Origin of the sequence: Acidovorax sp. sif1233 (genome assembly GCF_019218755.1) — a bacterium.
GTDB lineage: Bacteria > Pseudomonadota > Gammaproteobacteria > Burkholderiales > Burkholderiaceae_C > Acidovorax.
In genome coordinates, this window is record NZ_JAHUWZ010000003.1 from 135,976 (window position 1) to 157,225 (window position 21,250).

Annotated in this window: 16 protein-coding genes; 7 read left to right on the top strand and 9 right to left on the bottom strand. The window is 68.5% G+C overall.

The window, feature by feature from the left end:
* Positions 1 to 22: 22 nt before the first annotated feature.
* Positions 23 to 487 (top strand): RidA family protein, encoded by a 465-nt coding sequence (locus KW843_RS12300; protein ID WP_218295435.1) that lies wholly within the window; start codon positions 23 to 25, stop codon positions 485 to 487.
* A 49-nt stretch (positions 488 to 536) separates the two neighbouring features.
* Here KW843_RS12300 and eno read toward each other — a convergent pair whose 3' ends face one another.
* The 4 genes from eno to KW843_RS12320 form a co-directional block, all read right to left on the bottom strand.
* Positions 537 to 1,829, bottom strand: coding sequence for a phosphopyruvate hydratase (gene eno / locus KW843_RS12305; RefSeq protein ID WP_218295436.1), 1,293 nt, complete (start codon positions 1,827 to 1,829; stop codon positions 537 to 539).
* A 5-nt stretch (positions 1,830 to 1,834) separates the two neighbouring features.
* Positions 1,835 to 3,292, bottom strand: a complete 1,458-nt coding sequence (gene pyk, locus KW843_RS12310; RefSeq protein WP_218295437.1) for a pyruvate kinase — start codon at positions 3,290 to 3,292, stop codon at positions 1,835 to 1,837.
* Positions 3,293 to 3,371: 79 nt separating this feature from the next.
* Positions 3,372 to 4,334, bottom strand: coding sequence for a porin (locus KW843_RS12315; protein ID WP_218295438.1), 963 nt, complete (start codon positions 4,332 to 4,334; stop codon positions 3,372 to 3,374).
* A gap of 149 nt (positions 4,335 to 4,483) precedes the next feature.
* Entirely contained in the window at positions 4,484 to 5,188 is a 705-nt protein-coding gene (locus KW843_RS12320) for a phosphatase PAP2 family protein (protein WP_218295439.1), read from the bottom strand.
* 375 nt (positions 5,189 to 5,563) lie between these two features.
* Between KW843_RS12320 and KW843_RS12325 the strand changes: the two genes are divergently transcribed.
* The 5 genes from KW843_RS12325 to KW843_RS12345 all read left to right on the top strand — a co-directional run bounded on the left by KW843_RS12325 (position 5,564) and on the right by KW843_RS12345 (position 11,885).
* Positions 5,564 to 6,883 (top strand): extracellular solute-binding protein, encoded by a 1,320-nt coding sequence (locus KW843_RS12325; protein WP_218295808.1) that lies wholly within the window; start codon positions 5,564 to 5,566, stop codon positions 6,881 to 6,883.
* 10 nt (positions 6,884 to 6,893) lie between these two features.
* Positions 6,894 to 8,645, top strand: coding sequence for an iron ABC transporter permease (locus KW843_RS12330; RefSeq protein WP_218295440.1), 1,752 nt, complete (start codon positions 6,894 to 6,896; stop codon positions 8,643 to 8,645).
* Between the two features lie 34 nt (positions 8,646 to 8,679).
* Entirely contained in the window at positions 8,680 to 9,765 is a 1,086-nt protein-coding gene (locus KW843_RS12335) for an ABC transporter ATP-binding protein (protein WP_218295441.1), read from the top strand.
* A 131-nt stretch (positions 9,766 to 9,896) separates the two neighbouring features.
* Positions 9,897 to 10,982: an ABC transporter ATP-binding protein gene (locus KW843_RS12340; RefSeq protein WP_218295442.1), complete on the top strand. Its 1,086-nt coding sequence runs from the start codon at positions 9,897 to 9,899 to the stop codon at positions 10,980 to 10,982.
* Between the two features lie 21 nt (positions 10,983 to 11,003).
* Positions 11,004 to 11,885, top strand: coding sequence for a LysR family transcriptional regulator (locus tag KW843_RS12345; protein WP_218295443.1), 882 nt, complete (start codon positions 11,004 to 11,006; stop codon positions 11,883 to 11,885).
* Between the two features lie 120 nt (positions 11,886 to 12,005).
* Here KW843_RS12345 and KW843_RS12350 read toward each other — a convergent pair whose 3' ends face one another.
* Positions 12,006 to 13,784, bottom strand: coding sequence for a methyl-accepting chemotaxis protein (locus KW843_RS12350; RefSeq protein WP_218295444.1), 1,779 nt, complete (start codon positions 13,782 to 13,784; stop codon positions 12,006 to 12,008).
* 417 nt (positions 13,785 to 14,201) lie between these two features.
* On the opposite strand from KW843_RS12350, the gene KW843_RS12355 reads away from it, so the two are divergent.
* A complete protein-coding gene (locus tag KW843_RS12355) occupies positions 14,202 to 14,585 on the top strand; it encodes a hypothetical protein (RefSeq protein WP_218295445.1) in 384 nt (127 codons plus the stop codon).
* 29 nt (positions 14,586 to 14,614) lie between these two features.
* Here KW843_RS12355 and KW843_RS12360 read toward each other — a convergent pair whose 3' ends face one another.
* The 4 genes from KW843_RS12360 to KW843_RS12375 all read right to left on the bottom strand — a co-directional run bounded on the left by KW843_RS12360 (position 14,615) and on the right by KW843_RS12375 (position 21,051).
* Positions 14,615 to 15,718: a DNA glycosylase AlkZ-like family protein gene (locus KW843_RS12360; RefSeq protein ID WP_218295809.1), complete on the bottom strand. Its 1,104-nt coding sequence runs from the start codon at positions 15,716 to 15,718 to the stop codon at positions 14,615 to 14,617.
* Between the two features lie 117 nt (positions 15,719 to 15,835).
* Positions 15,836 to 18,193, bottom strand: a complete 2,358-nt coding sequence (parC, locus tag KW843_RS12365) for a DNA topoisomerase IV subunit A (protein WP_218295446.1) — start codon at positions 18,191 to 18,193, stop codon at positions 15,836 to 15,838.
* Complete coding sequence (locus KW843_RS12370) at positions 18,190 to 19,038, bottom strand: lytic transglycosylase domain-containing protein (RefSeq protein ID WP_218295447.1); 849 nt, start codon at positions 19,036 to 19,038, stop codon at positions 18,190 to 18,192. Before KW843_RS12370 ends, parC begins: the two co-directional genes overlap by 4 nt.
* A gap of 27 nt (positions 19,039 to 19,065) precedes the next feature.
* Positions 19,066 to 21,051, bottom strand: a complete 1,986-nt coding sequence (locus KW843_RS12375) for a DNA topoisomerase IV subunit B (RefSeq protein WP_218295448.1) — start codon at positions 21,049 to 21,051, stop codon at positions 19,066 to 19,068.
* Positions 21,052 to 21,250 lie beyond the last annotated feature (199 nt).

The window sequence follows — 21,250 nt, forward strand, 5'->3', positions numbered from 1 at the left end:
TGACTTCATACCGAGGAAGACCATGAGCGTTTACGACAAGCTGAAGGAACTCAACATCACCCTGCCCCCCGTGTCGGTGCCCGCGGCCGCCTACGTGCCCTACGTGCAGACGGGCAATCTCGTGTTCCTGAGCGGCCACATCGCGCGCAAGGACGGCAAGCCCTGGGTGGCGCAGTTCGGCCGCGACATCGGCACCGACGAAGGCAAGCAGGCTGCCCGCGCGGTGGCCATCGACCTGCTGGGCACCCTGCAGGCGGCCTGCGGCGGCGACCTCACCCGCGTGCGGCGCATCGTCAAGCTGATGAGCCTGGTGAACTCCACGGGCGACTACACCGAACAGCATTTGGTGACCAACGGCGCCAGCGAGCTGCTGGGCCAGGTCTTTGGCGAAAACGGCGTCCATGCCCGCAGCGCCTTCGGCGTGGCGCAGATCCCCATGGGTGCCTGCGTGGAAATCGAGTTGATCGCCGAACTGGGACAGGGCTGAGCCCCGGCGGACAGCGAGCGAAGCGCCCCTGCGTGCAGGCGCTTCGCGGTCAAGGCCGAACCGGCACGGGGAAAGCCCCGGCGCCCGCATAGACACCCGCGCTGCCCAGCTCTTCCTCGATCGCCAGCAGGCGGTTGTACTTGGCGACGCGGTCGGAACGGCACAGCGAGCCGGTCTTGATCTGGCGCGCGCGGGTGGCAACGGCCAGGTCTGCGATCGTGACGTCTTCGGTTTCTCCCGAGCGGTGCGACACGACGGCCGAGAACCCGGCGCGCGCCGCCATGTCGATGGCGGCCAGCGTCTCGCTGAGGGTGCCGATCTGGTTGGGCTTGATGAGGATGGCGTTGGCCGCGCCGTCGGAAATGCCGCGCTCCAGGATCGCGGTGTTGGTGACGAACAGGTCGTCGCCCACCAGCTGAACATGCTGGCCGAGCCTGCGCGTGAGCAGCGCCCAGCCCTCCCAGTCGCTCTCGGCCAGGCCATCCTCGATGGACAGGATGGGGTAGTGCGCGACCAGTTGCGCCAGGTAGTCGACGAACTCGGCCGGCGTGTAGGCCTTGTGCTCCCCAGCCAGCTCGTAGCGGCCCTCGTGCAAAAGCTCGGAACTGGCGACGTCCAGGCCGAGCCAGATGTCCTTGCCCGCGCGCAGCCCGGTCGTTTCGATGGCCGCCAGGATCATGTCCAGCGCGGCGGCGTTGGAGGGCAGGTCGGGCGCGAAGCCGCCTTCGTCGCCCACCGCGGTGGTCCTGCCCTGTGCCTTGAGCAGGCTCCTGAGCGCATGGAACACCTCGGCGCCCTGGCGCAAGGCCTCCTTGAAGCTGGGCGCCTGCACGGGCAGGATCATGAACTCCTGAATGTCCACGTTGTTGTCGGCATGCGCCCCGCCATTGATGATGTTCATCATCGGCACCGGCAGTTGGGGCGCCACGCCGCCAGTGGCGAGCGCGCGGTACAGCGGCAGCTTGCGCTGCGCGGCCCGGGCCTTGGCGGCCGCCAGCGAAACCGCCAGGATCGCATTGGCACCCAGGCGTGATTTGTCCGCACTGCCATCCAGCGCGATCATGTGCCGGTCCAGCGCCCCCTGGTCGCTGGCGTCCATGCCGCGCAACGCCTGGCGCAGTTCGCCATTGACGTGCGACACCGCCAGGGCGACACCCCTTCCGCCATAGCGCCGCATGTCCCTGTCGCGCAGCTCGACCGCCTCGCGCGACCCGGTGGAGGCCCCGGAAGGCACGGCCGCAAAGCCGCTGCTGCCGTCCTGGAGCACGACCGTGGCCGCCACCGTGGGGTGGCCCCGAGAGTCCAGGATCTCGATGCCGTGAATGTCCTTGATGGCTGTCATGGTGCTCAAGCCTTTGCGATGTGGATGAAGTTGGTGCTGCCCACGACGCCGAAGGGCGTACCGGCGGCGATGCACAGCTGGTCACCGTCCCGGGCAATGCCCTCCTGGCGCGCCACGCGGCGGGCCTGCTCGACGAGCTCGGGCACGCCGCTGACCGGCGCATCGGCATGGACCGAGTGGATGCCCCAGGCCAGCGCCAGGCGGCGGGCGATGTGCATGTCCGGGGTGATGCTGAGCACGGCAGCGGCCGGCCGCTCCCGCGCCGCACGCAGCGCCGTCGCCCCTGAGCGCGAGTAGGTCACGATGGCGGCCATGGGCAGCAGTGCCGCCGCCGTGCGCAGGCATTGGCAAATGACATCGGCCACGCTGTCGCCCAGCGCGCGCGACGAGGCTTCCACGATCTCGCGGTAGTGCGGATCAGACTCCACCTCGCGGATGATGCGGCCCATCATCGCGACCGCCTCGCGCGGGTAGCGGCCAGAGGCCGACTCGGCCGACAGCATGACGGCATCGCTGCCCTCGTAGACGGCCGTCGCCACATCGGAGGCCTCGGCGCGTGTCGGCACCGGCGCATGGACCATGGAGTCCAGCATCTGCGTGGCGACGATGACCGGCTTGCCGGCGGCGCGGCAGGCGCCGACGATGCGCTTCTGGATGCGCGGCACCTGCTCTGCCGGCAGCTCCACCCCCATGTCGCCGCGCGCGACCATGATCGCGTCGGCCCGCGCGATGATCGCGTCCAGGGCATCGATCCCCGCCGGTTTCTCCAGCTTGGCCAGCACACCGGCGCGCCCTTGCACGATGGCATGGACTTCGTCCAGGTCCTCGGGGCGTTGGACGAAGGACAGCGCCACCCAATCCACCCCCAGCGACAGGCCAAACGCCAGGTCGGCCCGGTCCTTGGGCGTGAGCGCCGAGATCGGCAGCAGGACCGATGGCACGTTGACCCCCTTGCGCTCGGACAGGGTCCCGCCCGCCATGACCACGGTGTCCGCGAACCCGGGGCCGCAGTCCGTCACGCGCAGCCGCAGCTTGCCGTCGTCGAGCAGCAGGTCCGTACCGGCGACCAGGGCCGCGAAGATCTCGGGGTGCGGCAGTGGCGCCCGGCTGGCGTCCCCGGGGCGGTCTTCCAGGTCGAGCCTGAAGCGCGCACCGGCCCGCAGCTCGACTGGACCATCGGCAAAAGTGCCGATGCGCAGCTTGGGGCCCTGCAGATCCTGCAGGATGGCGATCGGCCGGCCACGCTCCTGTTCGATCCGCCGGATCATCTCCAGGCTGGCGCGGTGCTGGGCATGGCTTCCGTGGCTGAAGTTCAGGCGGAACACATCGGCCCCGGCGTCGAACAGGGCCCGGATCGTGGCGGCGTCGGAACTGGACGGGCCCAGGGTGGCGACGATCTTGGCGCGGCGGTCGCGGCGCGAGGCGGCGGCCCCGCTCAAGGGGTAGACGGCAAGCGTGGTCATGGGTAAAGCTTCCTGGAAGGGTTGCGGAATCCGGCGGCTGGCCGGCAGCGCCCTTGCGGGCAGTGCCGGCCCTTGACGCTCAGAAGTTGTGCTGGAGACCGACGTCGTAGCCGAGCTTCTCCGTGACCGCCTTGCTGTCGCGGGCCACGTTGGTGTACAGGAAGGTCCGCCTGGACAGGTGGTGGAAGTAGCCGATGCCGAACTTGCGGGCTTCCGAACGCAGCGAACCATCCGGCTTGCGCGTCTTGGCAGTGACGAAGCCGGCCTTGATTTCACCCACCCCCACCCCGTAGGTCACGCCCAGCAGCATGGACTTGAAGTCGTCATTGCGGGTCGTCACGCCCCGGGCCAGGCCGAGGGCCAGCCGGGCCTGGCCGACCTTGTAGGCCGCGCCCAGGCTCAGCAGGTGGTCGTCCGCATGGGCGGGGTCTTCCCAGCCGATGGCCAGCAGCACCGGGCCGACGTGGGTGTTGGCCCCGACCGAGAACGGACGGCGGGGCCCTGCGTTGGAAGCCTCCTGCTGGGCCTCGGCGGACGAGACCGCGATGTGCAGGTCCTTGCGCCGCAAGTCATAGCGCACGGAGTCGGAGACACGGGTCTTCGAGATGCCGCCACGCCATGCGGTGCGCAGCTGGGCCACGGTGTCGCCGCCCCAGGGATCGATCACGTTCTGCACCGTGGAGTAGGCGGCGGTGTACTGGCGGCCCAGGTTGACCGTGCCCCAGGCGGCGTGCCCGATGCCCAGGGTCGAGTAGCCCTGCCAGAAGATGTTCGGATTGGCGGGTTGGCCCGTGTCCGGCGAGAAACGGTGCTCCAGCCCGAAGGCGGCGTGCCAGCCCCCGCCCAGGTCCTCCTGGCCGCGAAAGGCCAGGCGGCTGCCCGCCCCGTCCAGCATTTCACTGGACGTGGCGCCGATGTTCTTGCCGATCCCGAGGTCCAGCTTGCCGGACAGCGTGAGGTTGGAGGACTGGGCCTGCGCGGGCACGGCGGTGGCACCGAGCGCGGCGGCGAGGAGGAGTGACTTGTGGATGTTGCTGTGCATGGTGGAAATCCTTGGGGTCTTGTGAAGCCACGCCGGGCGCGCTGCGCCACTGCATGCGGTGTGCATGCAGATCGACGGCGGTGGTGGCGCGGTGTGGCGGGGGGGGACGCTGCGGGGATCGCAGCGGCGGCGATGTGGGCGGCCGGCGCTCAGGGCAGTTCGAGCACCCGGCGCAGTTCAGCCTTCGCGGCCTCGAAGTCGGCGCGGTAGCTGGGGTTTTGCGGCGCCAATGCGGCGATCAGCACGGCCAGTTGCCTGCCGGCCTCCACGTCGCTGGGGTAGTGCACCCCGCCCAGCACCCGGTTGTCGCCAAACTCCCTGGCGCGCGCCAGGATCTGCGGACGCCACTCGGGCACCATGTCCGCCAGCGCCATGCCGGTCAGGAAACCGAAGGCGGCATGGCCGCTCGGATACGAGCCGCTATGCGAATACTTGGCCACCGGTTGCAGGCGCTTGTCCACCACGGGCGGACGTTCGCGCTTCCAGAGCTCCTTGCCTTGCTTGTTGAAGCCGCTCTCGGTCTTGTACAGCCGCTTGAAGAAGGCAGCGACCAGGGGCAGGCCCTGCTCCGTGAACTTGGGGCCCATGACATTGGCAAACCGGAACACGCTCTGCTCCAGATCGGCCACCGACCTGGCCGCCTGTTCGGGTGTCCGCAATCGCTGCAGTTCGAGCATCAGCTCGATCTCCTTGCCCGCCACCTCCGCGGGTGGGGGCGGCGCCATGAAGCGGGTGGAATCGAGTTGCGCGGCATCGAGGTAGACAGCAGGCGCCTCGCCCTTGGCCAGGGCAGCGTTGCCAGTCAGTGCCAGCAGCGAAAAGCAGACGCTGAGCAATAGCTTGTTCATCTTCATGGAGGTCTCCAGTGGTGGGTATGGATACGCCGATGCGGTGGCAGGCCGTGGGGCCCGTGCCATATCGAGCCGGGCGAAGCCTACGGAATGCGCTGGCGGGAATCCAATCACCATTTCTGATGCCCAGGATCAGCGTGGCCTCGCGGGAGGCAACGCGCCTGTGGCGCCCCCCCGGCAGGGCGCGCCGGCCTGGGACTTTCCCGGATGTCCCCCGGCAGGCCCGCCGCCCGGCACCACCAGGCGCATGCACGGCTTGATGATGCGCATCACAAAGTCTGATTGGACGCACTTGCCGGTTTTGGCGGAGCATTCACCCGACCCAAGAAGACCTGTCGGCACCCGCCGCGCATAACGTTGAAGGAGACATCCGTGACAATCCGCCCCATTCTCAAAACTGCCGCGTTGGCGGCATTCCTGCTCGCCGCCGGGGCCCAGGCCGGCACCGTCTCGGTGGTGACCTCCTTTCCCAAGGAACTGACCCAGGCCTACAAGACCGCCTTCGAAAAGGCCCATCCCGACATCAAGCTGGAAATCCTCAACAAGAGCACCACCGCCGGCGTGGCCTATGTGCGCGAACTCAGCGCGGGGCAGCGCCCCGAAGTGTTCTGGGCGTCGGCGCCCGATGCGTTCGAGGTGCTGGGCAAGGGCAAGCTGCTCGAGCGCATTCCGGACCTCGCCAATCCCGCGGTGCCCAAGGACATCGCCGGCTATCCCATCAACGATCCGGACGGCTTCTACCTGGGCCAGGCCCTGGGGGGCTATGGGCTGATGTGGAACACCCGCTACCTCGCGGCCAAGAAGCTTCCCACGCCCGCCGAGTGGGCGGACCTGACCAAGCCGGTCTACCACAGCCACGTGGCCCTGAGCTCGCCCTCCCGCTCGGGCACGACGCACTTGACGATCGAGGCCATCCTGCAGGGCGAGGGCTGGGACAAGGGCTGGAACCAGGTGCTGCAGATTGCCGGCAACTCGGCCGCGATCACCGAACGCAGCTTCGGCGTGCCCGACGGCGTCAACAACGGACAGTTCGGCATCGGCCTGGTGATCGACTTCTTCGGCCTGAGCGGCAAGTATTCGGGCTTTCCGGTGGAGTTCGCCTACCCGTCGGTCACCGCGGTGGTGCCAGCCAACATTGCGCTCATCAGCGGGGGCAAGAACCCGGCCGAGGCGCGGCGCTTCATCAGCTTCGCCCTGTCCAGGGAAGGACAGGAACTGCTCACGCTCCCGCAGCTGGCGCGCCTGCCGGTGCTGCCGCCGGACAAGATGAAAATGCCCGCCGGCTACCCCAACGCCTTCGAGGTCGCCAAGCGCGCCAAGGTGAAGTTCGATCCCGAGCTGTCCGCCGCGCGCTACTACGTGGTGACCGCCCTGTTCGACCAGGTGATCACCTTCCGCCACAAGGAACTGCAGGCGGCCACGCTGGCCATCCACCAGGCCGAGGCAGCCCTGGCCGGAAAACCCAACACCGAGGCCGCCAACCGCGTCAGGCGGGCGCGCGAACTGGCCTTCACGCCCCCCGTGACCGAGGCCATGGCCAAGGACCCGGCGTTCCTGAACCTGTTCACGTCCAACAAGAAGAACGCGGACACCAACAGGGAGGTGACGGCCACCGAAGGCGGCTGGAACAGCAAGGCGCTCGACAACTACCGGATGGCGCGCCAGCTCGCCGAAGAAGCCCGGGCCCTTGCCAAGTAAAGGACCACTCATGTCGCGCATCTTCCATCTGGCCCGGCCGGGCGCCTGGCTGGCGGCCGGCCTGGTGCTGGCCTTCCTGCTGCTGTTCCTGGTGCTGCCCGTCGCCTGGGTGTTCTTCTCGGCCTTCGTCAACGCCGACGGCAGCCTGACCCTGGGCCATTTCGCGGCCTTCTTCCACCAGCCGCTGATGACCGAGGCTTTCTGGAACAGCCTCTACGTCGCCACCATGGCCACGATCGCGGCGGCGCTGATCGCCGTGCCGCTGGCCTATTTCACGGTGCGCTTCGAGTTCCGCGGCGCGCTATTGATCCAGACCCTGGGGGTGCTGCCGCTGATCATGCCGCCCTTCGTCGGCGCGGTGGCGATGCAGCTGATCTTCGGCCGCTCGGGCACGGTGAACCTGCTGCTCGAGCAGCACCTGGGTTTCACGGTTCCGATCATGGACGGCCTCAACGGGGTGATCTTCGTCGAGGCGCTGCATTACTTCCCCTTCATCCTCATGAACCTGACGCTGGCGCTGCGGAACATCGATGGCGCCATGGAGGAGGCGGCGTTGAACCTGGGCTGCCGCGGCTGGCGCCTGTTCCGCCGGGTCATCTTCCCGCTGGCGATGCCCGGCTTCGTGGCGGGGGCGTCGCTGGTGTTCGTCAAGGTGTTCGACGACCTGGGCACGCCGCTGGTGCTGGGCACCACCAACATGCTGGCGCCGCAGGCCTACCTGCGCATCACCCAGGTGGGCATCGACGACCCGCTGGGCTACGTCATCAGCGTGCTGATGATTGCCTTCTCGATCGCGGCCATGGCGCTGTCGGCCCGCGTGCTCAAGGGCAAGGACTATGCGACCACGCAAAAGGGCGGCGGCGCCATCCAGCGCCGCAGGCTTTCCCCGCTGGGCACGGTGCTGGCTTACGCGTGGATCGGCTTCATCCTGCTGCTGACGCTGTCCCCTCACATCGGCGTGCTGCTGCTGTCGTTCGCCTCCGTGTGGAGCTTCGCCCCGCTGCCCGACGGCTTCACGGCGGCCCACTACGCCACCGTGTTCCAGGACGCTGGCGGCATGATCTCCAACACCCTGCTGTACTGCGGCATGGCGGCCGGCATCGACGTGCTGCTGGGCACGACCATCGCCTATCTGATCATGCGCACCCGGTTGCCGGCCCGCCAGTGGCTGGACTGGATCGCCACGGCGGCGCTGGCCGTGCCGGGGCTGGTGCTGGCGATCGGCTACCTGCGTTTCTTCAAGGGTGTCCTGGTGCCAGGCACCGACGTGCTGCTCACCAGCACCTGGGTGGTGATCATGATTGCCTATGCCGTGCGCCGGCTGCCCTATGCCCTGCGCTCGTGCGTCGCCGCGCTGCAGCAGGTGCACATTTCGCTGGAGGAGGCCGCCGAAAGCCTCGGCGCGACCAAGATGCGCACCATCCGGCGCGTCGTCGTGCCGCTGATGGCGGGCGGGATCCTGGCTGGCTTCGTCACCAGTTTCATCACGGCGGCGGTCGAGCTGTCGGCCACCATCCTGCTGACCTCCTCGCAGTCGCAGGCGCCCATGAGCTATGGCATCTACCTGTACATGCAGAGCATCGCGGGCCGTGGCCCTGGCGCGGCACTGGGCGTTCTGGCGATCGCGGTCGTCGCGATCGGCACCTATGCCTCCCACGTGATCGTGGAGCGCACCGGCAGCCGCCTGAAGCAGCGGCCGGTCGATGAAGACCTGCCTCCCCTGCCCATCCTTCCCGCAGAAGTTGCTCCGGTACGCACCTGAGCCCTGCCCTCCCCCCCGATTGGAGACAAGCACCATGAAAAAAATCAGTGTCCAATGCCGCGGCATCCGCCTGGCCTATGGCAGCAACGAAGTCCTGAAGGACATCCACATGGAGATCAGGCCGGGCGAGTTCTTTGCGCTGCTGGGGCCGTCCGGTTCCGGCAAGTCCACCCTGCTGCGCCTGATCGCCGGCTTCAACCAGCACCAGCACGGAGAGCTGCTGATCGACGGGCGCGACGTCACCGGGATGGCGCCCTGGCAACGCAACGTGGGCATGGTGTTCCAGAGCTATGCGCTGTGGCCGCACCTGAGCGTCTGGGACAACGTGGCCTTCGGCCTGGTGGAGCGCCGGGTCTCCAAGGCCGAGCAGGTCCGCAAGGTCGAGGCCGCGCTGGCCACCGTGGGCCTGGAGCGCTTTGCCCGGCGCCGGCCGGGCCAGCTGTCCGGCGGGCAGCAGCAGCGCGTGGCGCTGGCGCGCACCATCGTGATCGAGCCGCAGGTGCTGCTGCTGGACGAGCCCCTGTCCAACCTGGACAAGTCGCTGCGCGTACAGATGCGCCAGGAACTGCTGCAGCTGCAGCGCCGCCTGGGCATCACCACCATCTTCGTCACGCACGACCAGGAAGAGGCCATGACCACGGCCGACCGCATGGCGGTGCTCGACAAGGGCGTGGTGCAGCAGGTGGGCACGCCCCAGGACCTGTACGACCTGCCTGCCAACGAGTTCGTGGCCGGCTTCGTCGGCACCATGAACCTGCTGCAGGGCACGGTGCAAGCCCGCGACGGGCATGACGTCACCCTCGACATCGAGGGTGTGGGACGGCTGCAGGTGCCCGCGCACGGCCATGCCCCGGCCAGCGGACGGGCGGTACTCAGCTTCCGGCCGCATGCGCTGCAGATCGATGCCGCGGCGGCGCGCAGTGACATGCGCTACGTCTGGATGAACGGCATCGTCGAATCCAGCGAGTTCCTGGGCGAGGCCACGCGCTACCAGGTCCGGGTGGGGACGCAGTCCGTGGCCGTGGACCAACCGCACCACCTGGGCGCATCCAAGTTCGTGGCCGGCAGCCCCGTGGGCATTGGCCTGGAGCCGGCGCAGACACGGCTGCTGCCCGCCTGAATCGAGCCCCCGGCTCAACCCCCGGGACTTTTCCCTACCGGGCATTAGTCCCGATGCGTAGAAGCGGCCATCGCAACGACACTCGTGGCAATGGCTTGTGCAACCGCCAGACATCAGGAACAGCAGCGCGCATGAACAGGGTCAGTGTCAGATGTGAGCAACTGCAGCTCTCCTACGGCAGCGTCGTGGTGCTGGACGGCGTGACGCTGGAGATCGAGCCGGGCGAGTTCTTCGCCCTGCTGGGGCCCTCCGGCTCCGGCAAGTCCACCCTGCTGCGCGTCATCGCGGGCTTTCTCCAGCACCAGGCCGGGCGGCTTGTCATCGACGGGCGGGAACTCACCACCGAGCCCGCATGGGAGCGGCGCGTGGGCGTGGTGTTCCAGAACTACGCCTTGTGGCCCCACTTGAACGTGCGGGAGAACGTCGCCTTCGGGCTGGTGGAGCGAAGGCTTCCCGGCAAGGTGATCGAGCAGCGCGTGTCGGAGGTGCTCGACCAGGTGGAACTGGGTGCCTTCGCCCACCGCAACCCGAGCCAGCTGTCGGGCGGCCAGCAGCAGCGGGTCGCGCTGGCGCGCACGCTGGTAACCCAGCCCCAGGTGCTGCTGCTCGACGAGCCCCTGTCCAACCTCGACCGTTCACTGCGCGTGCAGATGCGCCAGGAACTGCTCAAGCTGCAGCGGCGGCTGGGCATCACCACGATTTTTGTGACACACGACCAGGAAGAAGCAATGACCAGCGCCGACCGGATTGCCGTCCTGAACAACGGGCGTGTGCAGCAGATCGGCACCCCGATCGCGCTCTACGACTACCCCGCCACCCCGTTCGTCGCGGGCTTTGTCGGCACCATGAACATGCTGGAGGGAACCGTCCGCTGCAGCCGCGGAAACGCCGTTTCCCTTGACGTCCCGGGCTGGGGCGAGATCGTGATCAGCTCCGATGCGGTGCCCGAGGATGGCCGCCGCGTCATCGTGGCCATCCGGCCGCAGACCATCCGGCTCGACGTGGCGGACGCGCGGCTCGACGCGCGCTTCGTGTGGCTGCCAGGCATGGTCGAGACGGTCGAGTTCCACGGTGCATTTGCGCGCTACCAGGTGCAGGTCGGCCCGCATGCCGTGGTCATCGACCAGCCACACCACGCAGGCCTGTCGAAATTTCCGGCCGGCGGTGCGGTGTCGGTCGGCATCGATCCCTCCCTGGTCCGCCTGTACAGCAGATGAGCCGTGCGCAGCGTGTGAGCGATGGAACTCTATCAAGTCCGGGCCTTTGTCACCGTCGCGCGCATCGGCAACGTCACCAAGGCGGCCGAAGCACTGCACGTCACCCAGCCGGCGGTCACCGGACAACTCAAGAGCCTGGAGCAGAGCCTGGGCGTGACCCTGTTCGACCGCAGCGCCGGCCGGCTCACGCTCACGCGCACCGGTGAACTGCTGCTGCCCAAGGCAGAGGCGTTGCTGGCCGCGGGCAGCGAACTGAGTTCGGTGGCCCGGCAGCTGCGCGGCGAGCTGACGGGACGCATTGACTTCGGCCTGCCCAGCGAGCCTGCCGACTTCCTGCGGCTGGGCGAGATGGCCGCCAGCGTGCACCAGGCGCTGCCCCTGGTGGAGCTGCGCACGCGCAGCTACTCATCGCTGCAATTGCTGGACCTCATCCGCGCCGGCACACTTTCCGCGGGCTACTTCATCGACGCCAATCCGCCGCGCGACCTGCAATGGGTCGCCTTGCGTTCGGTGACCTACCGGGTGGCGGTGCCTGTGCGGATGAGCGAGTCCGTGCAGCGGGGCGGGTGGCGCACGCTGGCCGAACTGCCCTGGGTCGACGGCCTGGCCGACTCCCACATCCACCAGTTGATGCGGGCACTGTTCGAGCGCCAGGGCCTGGCGCCGCGCATTGTCATGCAGGCAGAGGAAACCAGCGGGCTGGACGCCTATGTGCGCGCTGGCAGCGGGTGCGCGCTGCTGCGCGAAGAGGTCGCAGTCCGGGGCAGCGAGCGCCAGGACTGGATGATCTGGGGGCCTGCGCAGCTTGATGCAAAACTCTATCTCGTCACCTCGGCGGAAGGGGCCAGCGATCCGCTCACGGTGGCGCTGACGTCGATGATCCGCGGGGTCTGGAATCAATAGGCAATAGGCGGGCGGGAACGCCGCGCTGCGGGTGCCCGCAATGCTGGACGGCCAGATCGAGTGGCCCGGCCGCGCGGCATGCCCCGCGGCGGCCCAATCACCGCACACAGGCAGCAGGGGTCAGAAAGACTCCCACTCCTCTTCAGACCCTTGGGCCACCGCCGGCTTGCGGCTGGAAGGCCCGGACACGGCAGGCGCCGCCTGCGCCTTGGCCGCCGCCGGCCGGTGGGCCGCTTTGGCCGCCGGGGCTGCGGAGGGAGGCCGCGGTGCCGTGGCGGAAGCCGCGGGCAGGGGCGCCCGCTGGGCGGCCGCGGCACGGGCGGCGCCAATGGCCGCCTGCGCCGGTCCATGGCTGGCGGCATTCACCTTGAACATCGACACCACCTGCGCCAGCTGGTCCGCCTGCTCCCGCAGGCTCTGCGCGGCGGCGGCGCTCTCCTCCACCAGCGCCGCGTTCTGCTGGGTCATCTGGTCCAGGTTGCCAATCGCCTGGTTGACCTGCGAGACCCCGGCGCTCTGCTCCGAGGAGGCGGCGGTGATCTCGCCAATCATGTCCGTCACCCGCTGCACCGACTGCACGATGTCGGTCATGGTGGTGCCGGCATCGGTCACCAGCCGCGAGCCCGCCTCCACTTTTTCCACCGATGCGCTGATGAGCTGCTTGATTTCCTTGGCGGCCTCGGCACTGCGCTGCGCCAGGCTGCGCACCTCGCTGGCCACCACGGCGAAGCCACGCCCCTGCTCGCCCGCGCGCGCCGCCTCCACCGCCGCGTTCAGCGCCAGGATGTTGGTCTGGAACGCGATGCCGTCGATCACGCCGATGATGTCGGCGATCTTCTTGCTGCTGTGGTTGATGTCCTGCATGGTGACCACCACCTGGGTCACGACCTCGCCGCCACGGCGCGCCACGCCCGTGGCGCCCGCCGCGAGGCTGCTGGCCTGCTGCGCGCTGCCCGCGCTTTGCTGGATGGTGCTCGTGAACTGCTCCATGGCCGCGGCTGTTTGCTGCAGGTTGCTGGAGGTCTGCTCCGTGCGGGACGACAGGTCATGGTTGCCGGTGGCGATCTCGGCGCTGGCGATGGCGATGCTGTCGGTGCTCTGGCGCACCTGGTGCACCATCCGGCCCAGGGCGCTGCTCATGGTGTAAAGCGAGCGCAGCAGGTCACCGAACTCATCGCCCCGGGTCACGGATTCCTGCATGCTCAGATCGCCACCCGCGATGCGCTCGGCCAGCCCGCTGGCCTGCTCCAGCGGCCGCTGGATGCTGCCGATCAGATAGTAGGCGCCCACCACGATGGCCAGCAGCAGCAGGCCCACGGCCACGGCGGCGATCTTCACGGTGAGCATGCGCGACGCGGCCATCTCCCGCTGCCGGACCTCGGCGGTCTGTTGCTGCTGCTGCACGAAGTCCCGCAGTGTCTGCAGGTAGGCGGCCACGGCCGGGTTGTACGACTGCTTGACCAGCACCACCGCCTGGTCCTGCTGGCCATCGCCCTTGAGCTTGCGGGCCTGGCCGCGCAGGTCCGTCATCGTCTTGCGGGCGGCGGCGATCTTGGCCATCTGCGCCTTGTCGGCTTCGGACAGCGCCATGGATTCGAGCGATTTCTGCACCTCGCTGATCTGCACGGAAGTCGCCGCGATCAGGTCCTTGAACTCGGCCTCGACGGCGTTGTCGCTGCTCACGATCAGCGCCTGAGTGCGCGCCGCATTGGTCTCGGTGAGGCCGGACCAGCGCAGCGCCGCCTGCACACGCGCCTCCATGTCCTTGGTCATCATGTCCGCCTCGGCCTGCACCTTGGCCGAGCGATAGCCGGAAAACCCCACCACCGCCGCCAGCAGCACCACGATCAGCAAGACCGCCATCCAGAGTTTATGGGCCATCCGGAATCGCTTGGGCATGGTGTTCTCCTGCAGCCTTGTGTTGGCGCGCAGATATTTGCACGCTGTTACACCATTGCACAAACCCGGACCTGATGCATGAGGGTCATCCCCAGGGCCCGCGCTGCACGGCAAGGCCCCGCATTGCAGCCCCGAACCACGCTGCGCAAGGGCTCGGGGCAACAGGGGCGCCCGGGTGCCACCTGGCCCAGCCACCCGGCCCTTCCAGGGCGGCGAATCGGGCAGTCTGCGAGATAGCTGGCAATGGGCGAGGCCCACGCACTGGGCTGCACGCACGGGCCGCTTTGCCGCCAAGCCGGCGGCAGGATCAACACCGGTCTTTCACGGACCGGCATGGCAACCCTACCGTGGTCGGGTTCACGCGCGGCGGCGCAGCCGTCAAACTGGCCCGAATCCATCTCCCAAGGCCACCATCACATGACAACCTCCCGCACGTTCCGCCGCGCGCACCTCGGCGCCCCCTTCCTGATCGCACTGGGCCTGTCCGGATGCGCCGCCACCATCAGCCAGGAGGGACTGGAACAGCGCACCTCGGCGGCCATTGGCCGCCAGGTGGGCGCCTTCACCATCACCCACAAGAGCGAAGAAACCGGCGGACGCATCAACTACACCGCCAAGACCACCGACGGCGCCACCTACCAGTGCTACATGTACTCCGCCACGGGGTTCCAGAAAGCCATGTCGTTCGGACAGACGCCGAATTCGGATGCCATCTGCACGCCGATGGCGGGCAAGGCGGCGGCACCTGCAGCCGCCCCGGCCTCCTGCAACGCGCTCAGCAAAGCCGCGGGCAAATGCTGAAGCGCTGATCCAGGCACGGCAGCAGGCCGTCAGGCCCCGGCGCCCAGGAAGGTTTCGAAGCGCGCCAGCTCTTCGTCCAGCGCGCGCCGAAAAACCGCGCCGCGGGGCGGGCGACCCGCCACAAAACCCAGCGCGTGCCGCAGTTGCCCGCGCTCCATGCGCAGGTTGGCCCAGCCCACCATCTGTTCGCCCCACAGCACGGGCAACGCATAGTGGCCCATGGTGCGCCTGGAGGCGGGCACATACGCCTCGAACCGGTACGCCCAGCCCCACAGCATCTCGAAGCGGCGGCGGTCCCAGACCACGGGATCAAACGGTGCCAGCAGCCGCACGCCCGCGTCCGGCTGGTGGCGGCGCGATGCCGGGTTCTCCTGCGCGGGCCAGAACCAGGCCGTGCCGTCGACCACCGCATGGCCGTAGCGCGACTGCGCGGCCTTGGCCACCGCGCGCGCTTCGGCCGCCAGTTGTGGGGCGCCGTACCGCAGCAAAGTGACGAGGTAGCCCAGGCTGGGCGCGGGCAGCGGCGCATACAGCGCCACGATGCGGTCAACCAGGGCTTCGGCACGCGCCATGCGGGCGGCGGGGCTGGCATTCTGCCCGGGGTGCTCCACCGGCGCATACACCCGGGTGCCCGATTCGCGGCGGCACACCCGCAGCCAGCCGTGGTGGTGCATGGCATCCAGCAGGCGGGTGCTCGCGTTGAGCTCTCCGCCCCAATAGCCCGCCACGCGGCCATGGTGCGCAAACGCCTCGCTGACCTCGCGCGGGTGCACCACGCCCCGCTCCTGCACGAAGGCCAGCACCTCGCGCGCACGCCCGGTGGTGGCCGCATCCCAGGGCCGGCGCGGCGTGCGCGGGTGCAGCAGCGCCAGCATGTCGCGCGACACGAAGCCGTAGTTGACGAAGGCGTCTTCCTCGATGCCCAGCCGTTCGTAGCGGCGCTCCAGGTCACCCGCGCGGTAGCCGCGCACCCGCATGCGCAGGATCAGGTCCTGCGCCCGCGCGGGCGCCCGCATCGGGTCGGCCTGCACAAAACCAAGCTTGCGGATCGCGCCGGGCAGCGTCAGTGGCTTGAACAGGCTGCGTGCAATCGCGTAGCGGCGCAGATCATCCAGCGTGGGTGAGCGCGCCATCGCTTGGAGCGTGTTCAACGTCTTTTTGGAGTCGCACAAGTACCTTGACCCAAGGGTTGGAGTGAAATCGGGCGATTGCACTCCAATGCAACCTCCCAGAAGGCATTGAACACGCTGTTACTCCACGCGCGCCACGGCCGCAGGCTTGAAGCCCAGGTCGGCCGCCTTGCCCTTGCGCCCGCGCGCGGCCCGGGCGTTGTTGAGCGAGCGGATCTCCAGGGTCTCCTCGCGCTCCTTGCCACCCCGGCCGATGCCCTCGATGCGGATGCTGCGCGTATAGGCCGCGGCACCGGCCAGCGTGTCCTTGGCCTCCAGGTCGATCAGCATCAGGCCACGGCCGCCATTGGCCATGGTCTTGAGCTCGGTGATCTCGAAGGTCAGGATGCGCCCGCCCGCCGAGGCGCAGGCCACGTGCGTGGCCGGCGCGAGCGGCTGGCCGCCGGTGCTGCCCGCCGCATGCGAAGGGGGGCACACGGTCTCGCCCTCGCCCAGCGTGAGGAAGGCCTTGCCGCCCTTCTGGCGCGAGACCATGTTCTCCACCGAGGCCAGGAAGCCATAGCCGCCCGAGTTGGACAGCAGCAGGCTGGCACTGGCCGGCCCGGCGAAGTAGTGCAGGAGCTGCGTGCCCGACTCGAGCTCGATCAGCGTGGTCACGGGCTGGCCGTCGCCGCGCGCACCGGGCAGCACCGACACCGGCACCGAGTACACCCGGCCATTGCTGCCGAAGGCCAGCAGGGTATCCACCGTGCGGCACTCGAAGGTGCGGTACAGGCCGTCGCCGGCCTTGAAGGCGAAGCTCGCCGCCTCGTGGCCATGGCCGGTGCGCGCGCGCACCCAGCCTTTTTGCGAGACCACCACGGTCACGGGCTCGTCCACCACCTTGACCTCGGCCACGGCCTTCTTCTCGGCCTGGATCAGCGTGCGGCGCGCGTCAGCGAAGGTCTTGGCGTCGGCCTCGATCTCCTTGACCATCAGGCGGCGCAGCGAACCCGGGTTGTTCAGGATGTCCTCGAGCTTGCCCTGGCTTTCGCGCAGTTCCTTGAGCTCCTGCTCGATCTTGATGGCTTCGAGCCGCGCGAGCTGGCGCAGGCGGATTTCAAGGATGTCCTCGGCCTGGCGATCGCTGAGATTGAAGCGCGCGATCAGCGCGGCCTTGGGATCCTCGGCCGCACGGATGATGGCGATCACCTCGTCGATGTTGAGCAGCACGGTCTGCCGCCCCTCGAGGATGTGGATGCGGTCCAGCACCTTGCCCAGGCGGTGCTGCGAGCGGCGGGTGATGGTGCCCTGGCGGAAGGAGATCCACTCCTCCAGCATCAGGCGCAGCGACTTCTGCACCGGCCGGCCGTCCAGGCCCACCATGGTCAGGTTGATCGGCGCCGAGGTCTCCAGGCTGGTGTGGGCCAGGAGCGCGGTGACCAGCTCCTGCTGCGGCGTCTTGCCGGTCTTGGGCTCGAACACCAGGCGCACCGGCGCGTCCTTGCTCGACTCGTCGCGCACCACGTCCAGCACGGCCAGCATGCTGGCCTTGAGCTGGGTCTGGTCCTGGCTCAGCGCCTTCTTGCCGGCCTTGACCTTGGGGTTGGTGATTTCCTCGATCTCCTCGAGCACCTTCTGCGAGCTCACGCCCGGGGGCAGCTCGTTGACGACGAGCTGCCACTGGCCGCGCGCGAGTTCCTCGATCTTCCAGCGCGCGCGCACCTTGAGGCTGCCGCGGCCGGTGCGGTAGGCGTCGGCGATGTCGGACGCAGCGCTGATGATCTGCCCCCCACCCGGGTAGTCGGGCCCGGGCACCAGGGCCAGCAGGTCTTCGGCGCTGAGCGAAGGCGTCTTGATGAGCGCAATGCAGGCATCGGCGATCTCGCGCAGGTTGTGGCTCGGGATCTCGGTGGCCAGGCCCACGGCGATGCCGCTGGCGCCGTTGAGCAGCGCGAACGGCAACCGCGCGGGCAGCTGGCGCGGCTCCTCCGTGCTGCCGTCGTAGTTGGGCATGAAATCGACCGTGCCCTCGTCGATCTCGTCGAGCAGCAGGCTGGTGATGCGCGACAGGCGCGCCTCGGTGTAGCGCATGGCCGCGGCGCCATCGCCGTCGCGGCTGCCGAAGTTGCCCTGGCCGTCGATCAGCGGGTAGCGCTGGGCGAAGTCCTGCGCCATGCGCACCAGGGCGTCGTAGGCCGACTGGTCGCCGTGCGGATGGAAGCGGCCCAGCACGTCGCCCACCACGCGGGCGCTCTTGACCGGCTTGGCCGCCGTGTTGCGCGTGGGGCCGCTGTAGCCCAGGCCCATGCGGTCCATCGAATACAGAATGCGCCGCTGCACGGGCTTGAGGCCGTCGCACACATCGGGCAGCGCACGGCCCTTGACGACCGACAGCGCGTATTCCAGATAGGCGCGCTGGGCATAGCCCGCCAGGCCCAGGGAGTCGCCTCCGTCATCGCCGGCGGTGGTGAAATCGAGAGTGGGTTGGTCGCTCATTCGTTGGGTACAGTTTCTGGGTTCACGTTCTGGGGGGCGCTTTGCGTCTGCGCCACGCGGGTGGGCGGCAGGTTGCCCCGGTTCTGCGCGCCCCCCGAAAGCTCCATGCGCACGCGGCCGGGCACGGCGCGCTGCGCCAGCACCGGCGCTGGCGGCTTGAGCTGGGCGTACAGGCCCAGCACGGTGCGCACATAGTTCTGCGTTTCCTTGAAGGCCGGAATCTGGTTGCCCGCCTTTTGCACCGCGCCTTCACCGGCGTTGTAGGCGGCCACGGCCAGGTCCATGCGGCCGGGGAACAGGTCCAGCAGGTGGCGCAGATAGCGCGTGCCGGTGGGCACGTTCACGGCCGGGTCGGCCAGCTTCTGCTCCACCGAGCGCCTGGCATCCGCGCTCACGCCAAAACGGCTGGCCGTGGCGGGCATCACCTGCATGAGCCCGACGGCGCCCCTGGGCGACACGGCCGTGGCGTCGAAGCCGGATTCCGTGGCGATCACGGCCTGCAGCAATTCGTAGTCCACGCCGTGCTTGCTGGCGGCGGCGCGCAGGTGGTGCTTGACGCGCTTGTAGTCGGGCGCGATGTCAAAAAAGGCCAGCAAGCGCGCGCCGGCCGCAGGCAGCGCGTAGGGCATGGGCGGTGCGTTGGCCGGGGCGTCGCGGGTCGAGTCGAAATCATTGCCACGAAAAAACAGCTGGTAGCGCGTGTCCACCTGCTCGGCGGCGAAATGCGTCACGCCCCGCTCGTCCACGTGCGCCCACAGGTCCGCCTGGGCCGATTGCTGCACAAAACATAGCAGCAAGCCCAATAAATACAAGCGTAAGAGCCTGTTTTTGTGTGGATTCCTCATCACAGATACCGTAGGTGGCGGGTCCGGTCAGATGTCGATCTCGACCGCATCGCCGTGCAGTTCCATCAGCTCGCGCCGCGAGGCCGCCTCGCCCTTGCCCATGAGCTTGGTGATCAGGCCTTCGGTGGCGGCGAAGTCCATGTCGCCCAGTTGCACCGGCAGCAGGCGGCGGGTGTCGGGGTTGAGCGTGGTTTCCCACAGCTGCTCGGCGTTCATCTCGCCCAGGCCCTTGAAGCGGCTGATCTGGCACTTCTCGCGGGCCACGCCGTCCTTGGCGCACTTGTCGAGGATGGCGGTGAGCTCGCCGTCGTCCAGCGCATACATCTTGGCGGCGGGCTTCTTGCCGCGCGCGGGCACGTCCACGCGGAACAGCGGGGGGCGCGCCACGTAGATGTGGCCGGTCTCGATGAGCTTGGGGAAGTGGCGGAAGAACAGCGTGAGCAGCAGCACCTGGATGTGCGAGCCGTCCACATCGGCGTCCGACAGGATGCAGACCTTGCCATAGCGCAGGCCCGTGAGGTCGGGCGTGTCGTTCGGGCCGTGCGGGTCCACGCCGATGGCCACCGAGATGTCGTGGATCTCGTTGTTGGCGAACAGGCGGTCGCGCTCCACCTCCCAGGTGTTGAGCACCTTGCCGCGCAGCGGCAGGATGGCCTGGCTTTCCTTGTCGCGGCCCATCTTGGCGCTGCCGCCGGCGGAGTCGCCCTCGACCAGGAAGACTTCGTTGTGGGCGATGTCGCGGCTTTCGCAGTCGGTGAGCTTGCCGGGCAGCACGGCCACGCCCGAGCCCTTGCGCTTTTCGACCTTCTGGCCGGCCTTCTGGCGCGTCTGCGCGGCCTTGATGGCGAGTTCTGCCAGCTTCTTGCCGTAGTCCACGTGCTGGTTGAGCCAGAGCTCCAGCGCCGGGCGCACGAAGCCGCTGACCAGGCGCACCGCGTCGCGCGAGTTCAGCCGCTCCTTGATCTGGCCCTGGAACTGAGGATCGAGCACCTTGGCCGAGAGCACGTAGCTGGCACGGGCGAACACGTCTTCGGGCAGCAGCTTGACGCCCTTGGGCAGCAGGCTGTGCAGCTCGATGAAGCTCTTGACGGCGTTGAACAGGCCGTCGCGCAGGCCGCTTTCGTGCGTGCCGCCGGCGCTGGTGGGAATCAGGTTGACGTAGCTCTCGCGCATGGGCTGGCCGTCTTCGGTGAAGGCCACGCACCAGGAGGCGCCCTCGCCCTCGGCAAAACTCTCGTTGTTGCGGTCGGCAAAGCCCTCGCCCTCGAAGAGCGGGATCACCGGGTCGCCGCTGAGCGTCTGCATCAGGTAGTCGCGCAGGCCGCCCTTGTACTGCCAGGTCTGGGTGTCGCGCGTCTTCTCGTTGACCAGGGTCACCGACACGCCGGGCATGAGCACCGCCTTGCTGCGCAGGAGGTGGGTGAGCTCGCCCATGGGCAGCGCGCTCGACTCGAAATACTTGGCATCAGGCCAGGCGCGCACGGTCGTGCCCTGCTTGCGCTCGCCGGCTTCCAGCGCGCGGGTCACCAGGGGCTCGACCACGTCGCCGGCCGAAAACACCAGCCGGGCGACCTTGCCTTCACGGTGGCTGCTCACTTCCAGGCGGGTGGCCAGCGCGTTGGTCACGCTCACGCCCACGCCGTGCAGGCCGCCCGAGAAGCTGTAGGCACCGCCCCTGCCCTTGTCGAACTTGCCGCCCGCGTGCAGGCGGGTGAAGACCAGCTCGATCACCGGCGCGTTTTCCTCGGGGTGCATGCCGAAGGGGATGCCGCGCCCGTCGTCCTCGATGCTCACCGAGCCGTCGGCGTGCAGCGTGACCTTGATCTTCTTGCCATGGCCGGCCAGCGCCTCGTCGGCGGCGTTGTCCAGCACCTCCTGGATGATGTGCAGGGGGTTGTCGGTGCGGGTGTACATGCCCGGGCGCTGCTTGACGGGCTCCAGGCCCTTGAGCACGCGGATGGACCCTTCGGAATATTCACTACTGGTGGACACGGGAGACGGTTTGGCAGACATAGCGGCGGATTGTAGTGCGGCAGCAGCGCAATAGCTGGATGAAAAAACAGTCATGACAACACTGGCAGCGTGCTCCGGGGCCCCCAGGCCCGGGGGCGGCGGCGGCAGACAGGGTGGCTGGGGGCGGGTTGCAACACAAAGGACGGTGCCGCGCAGCAGGCCTGGCGGCAACCCCGCTGCCAACTGTATTGGTCCCCGG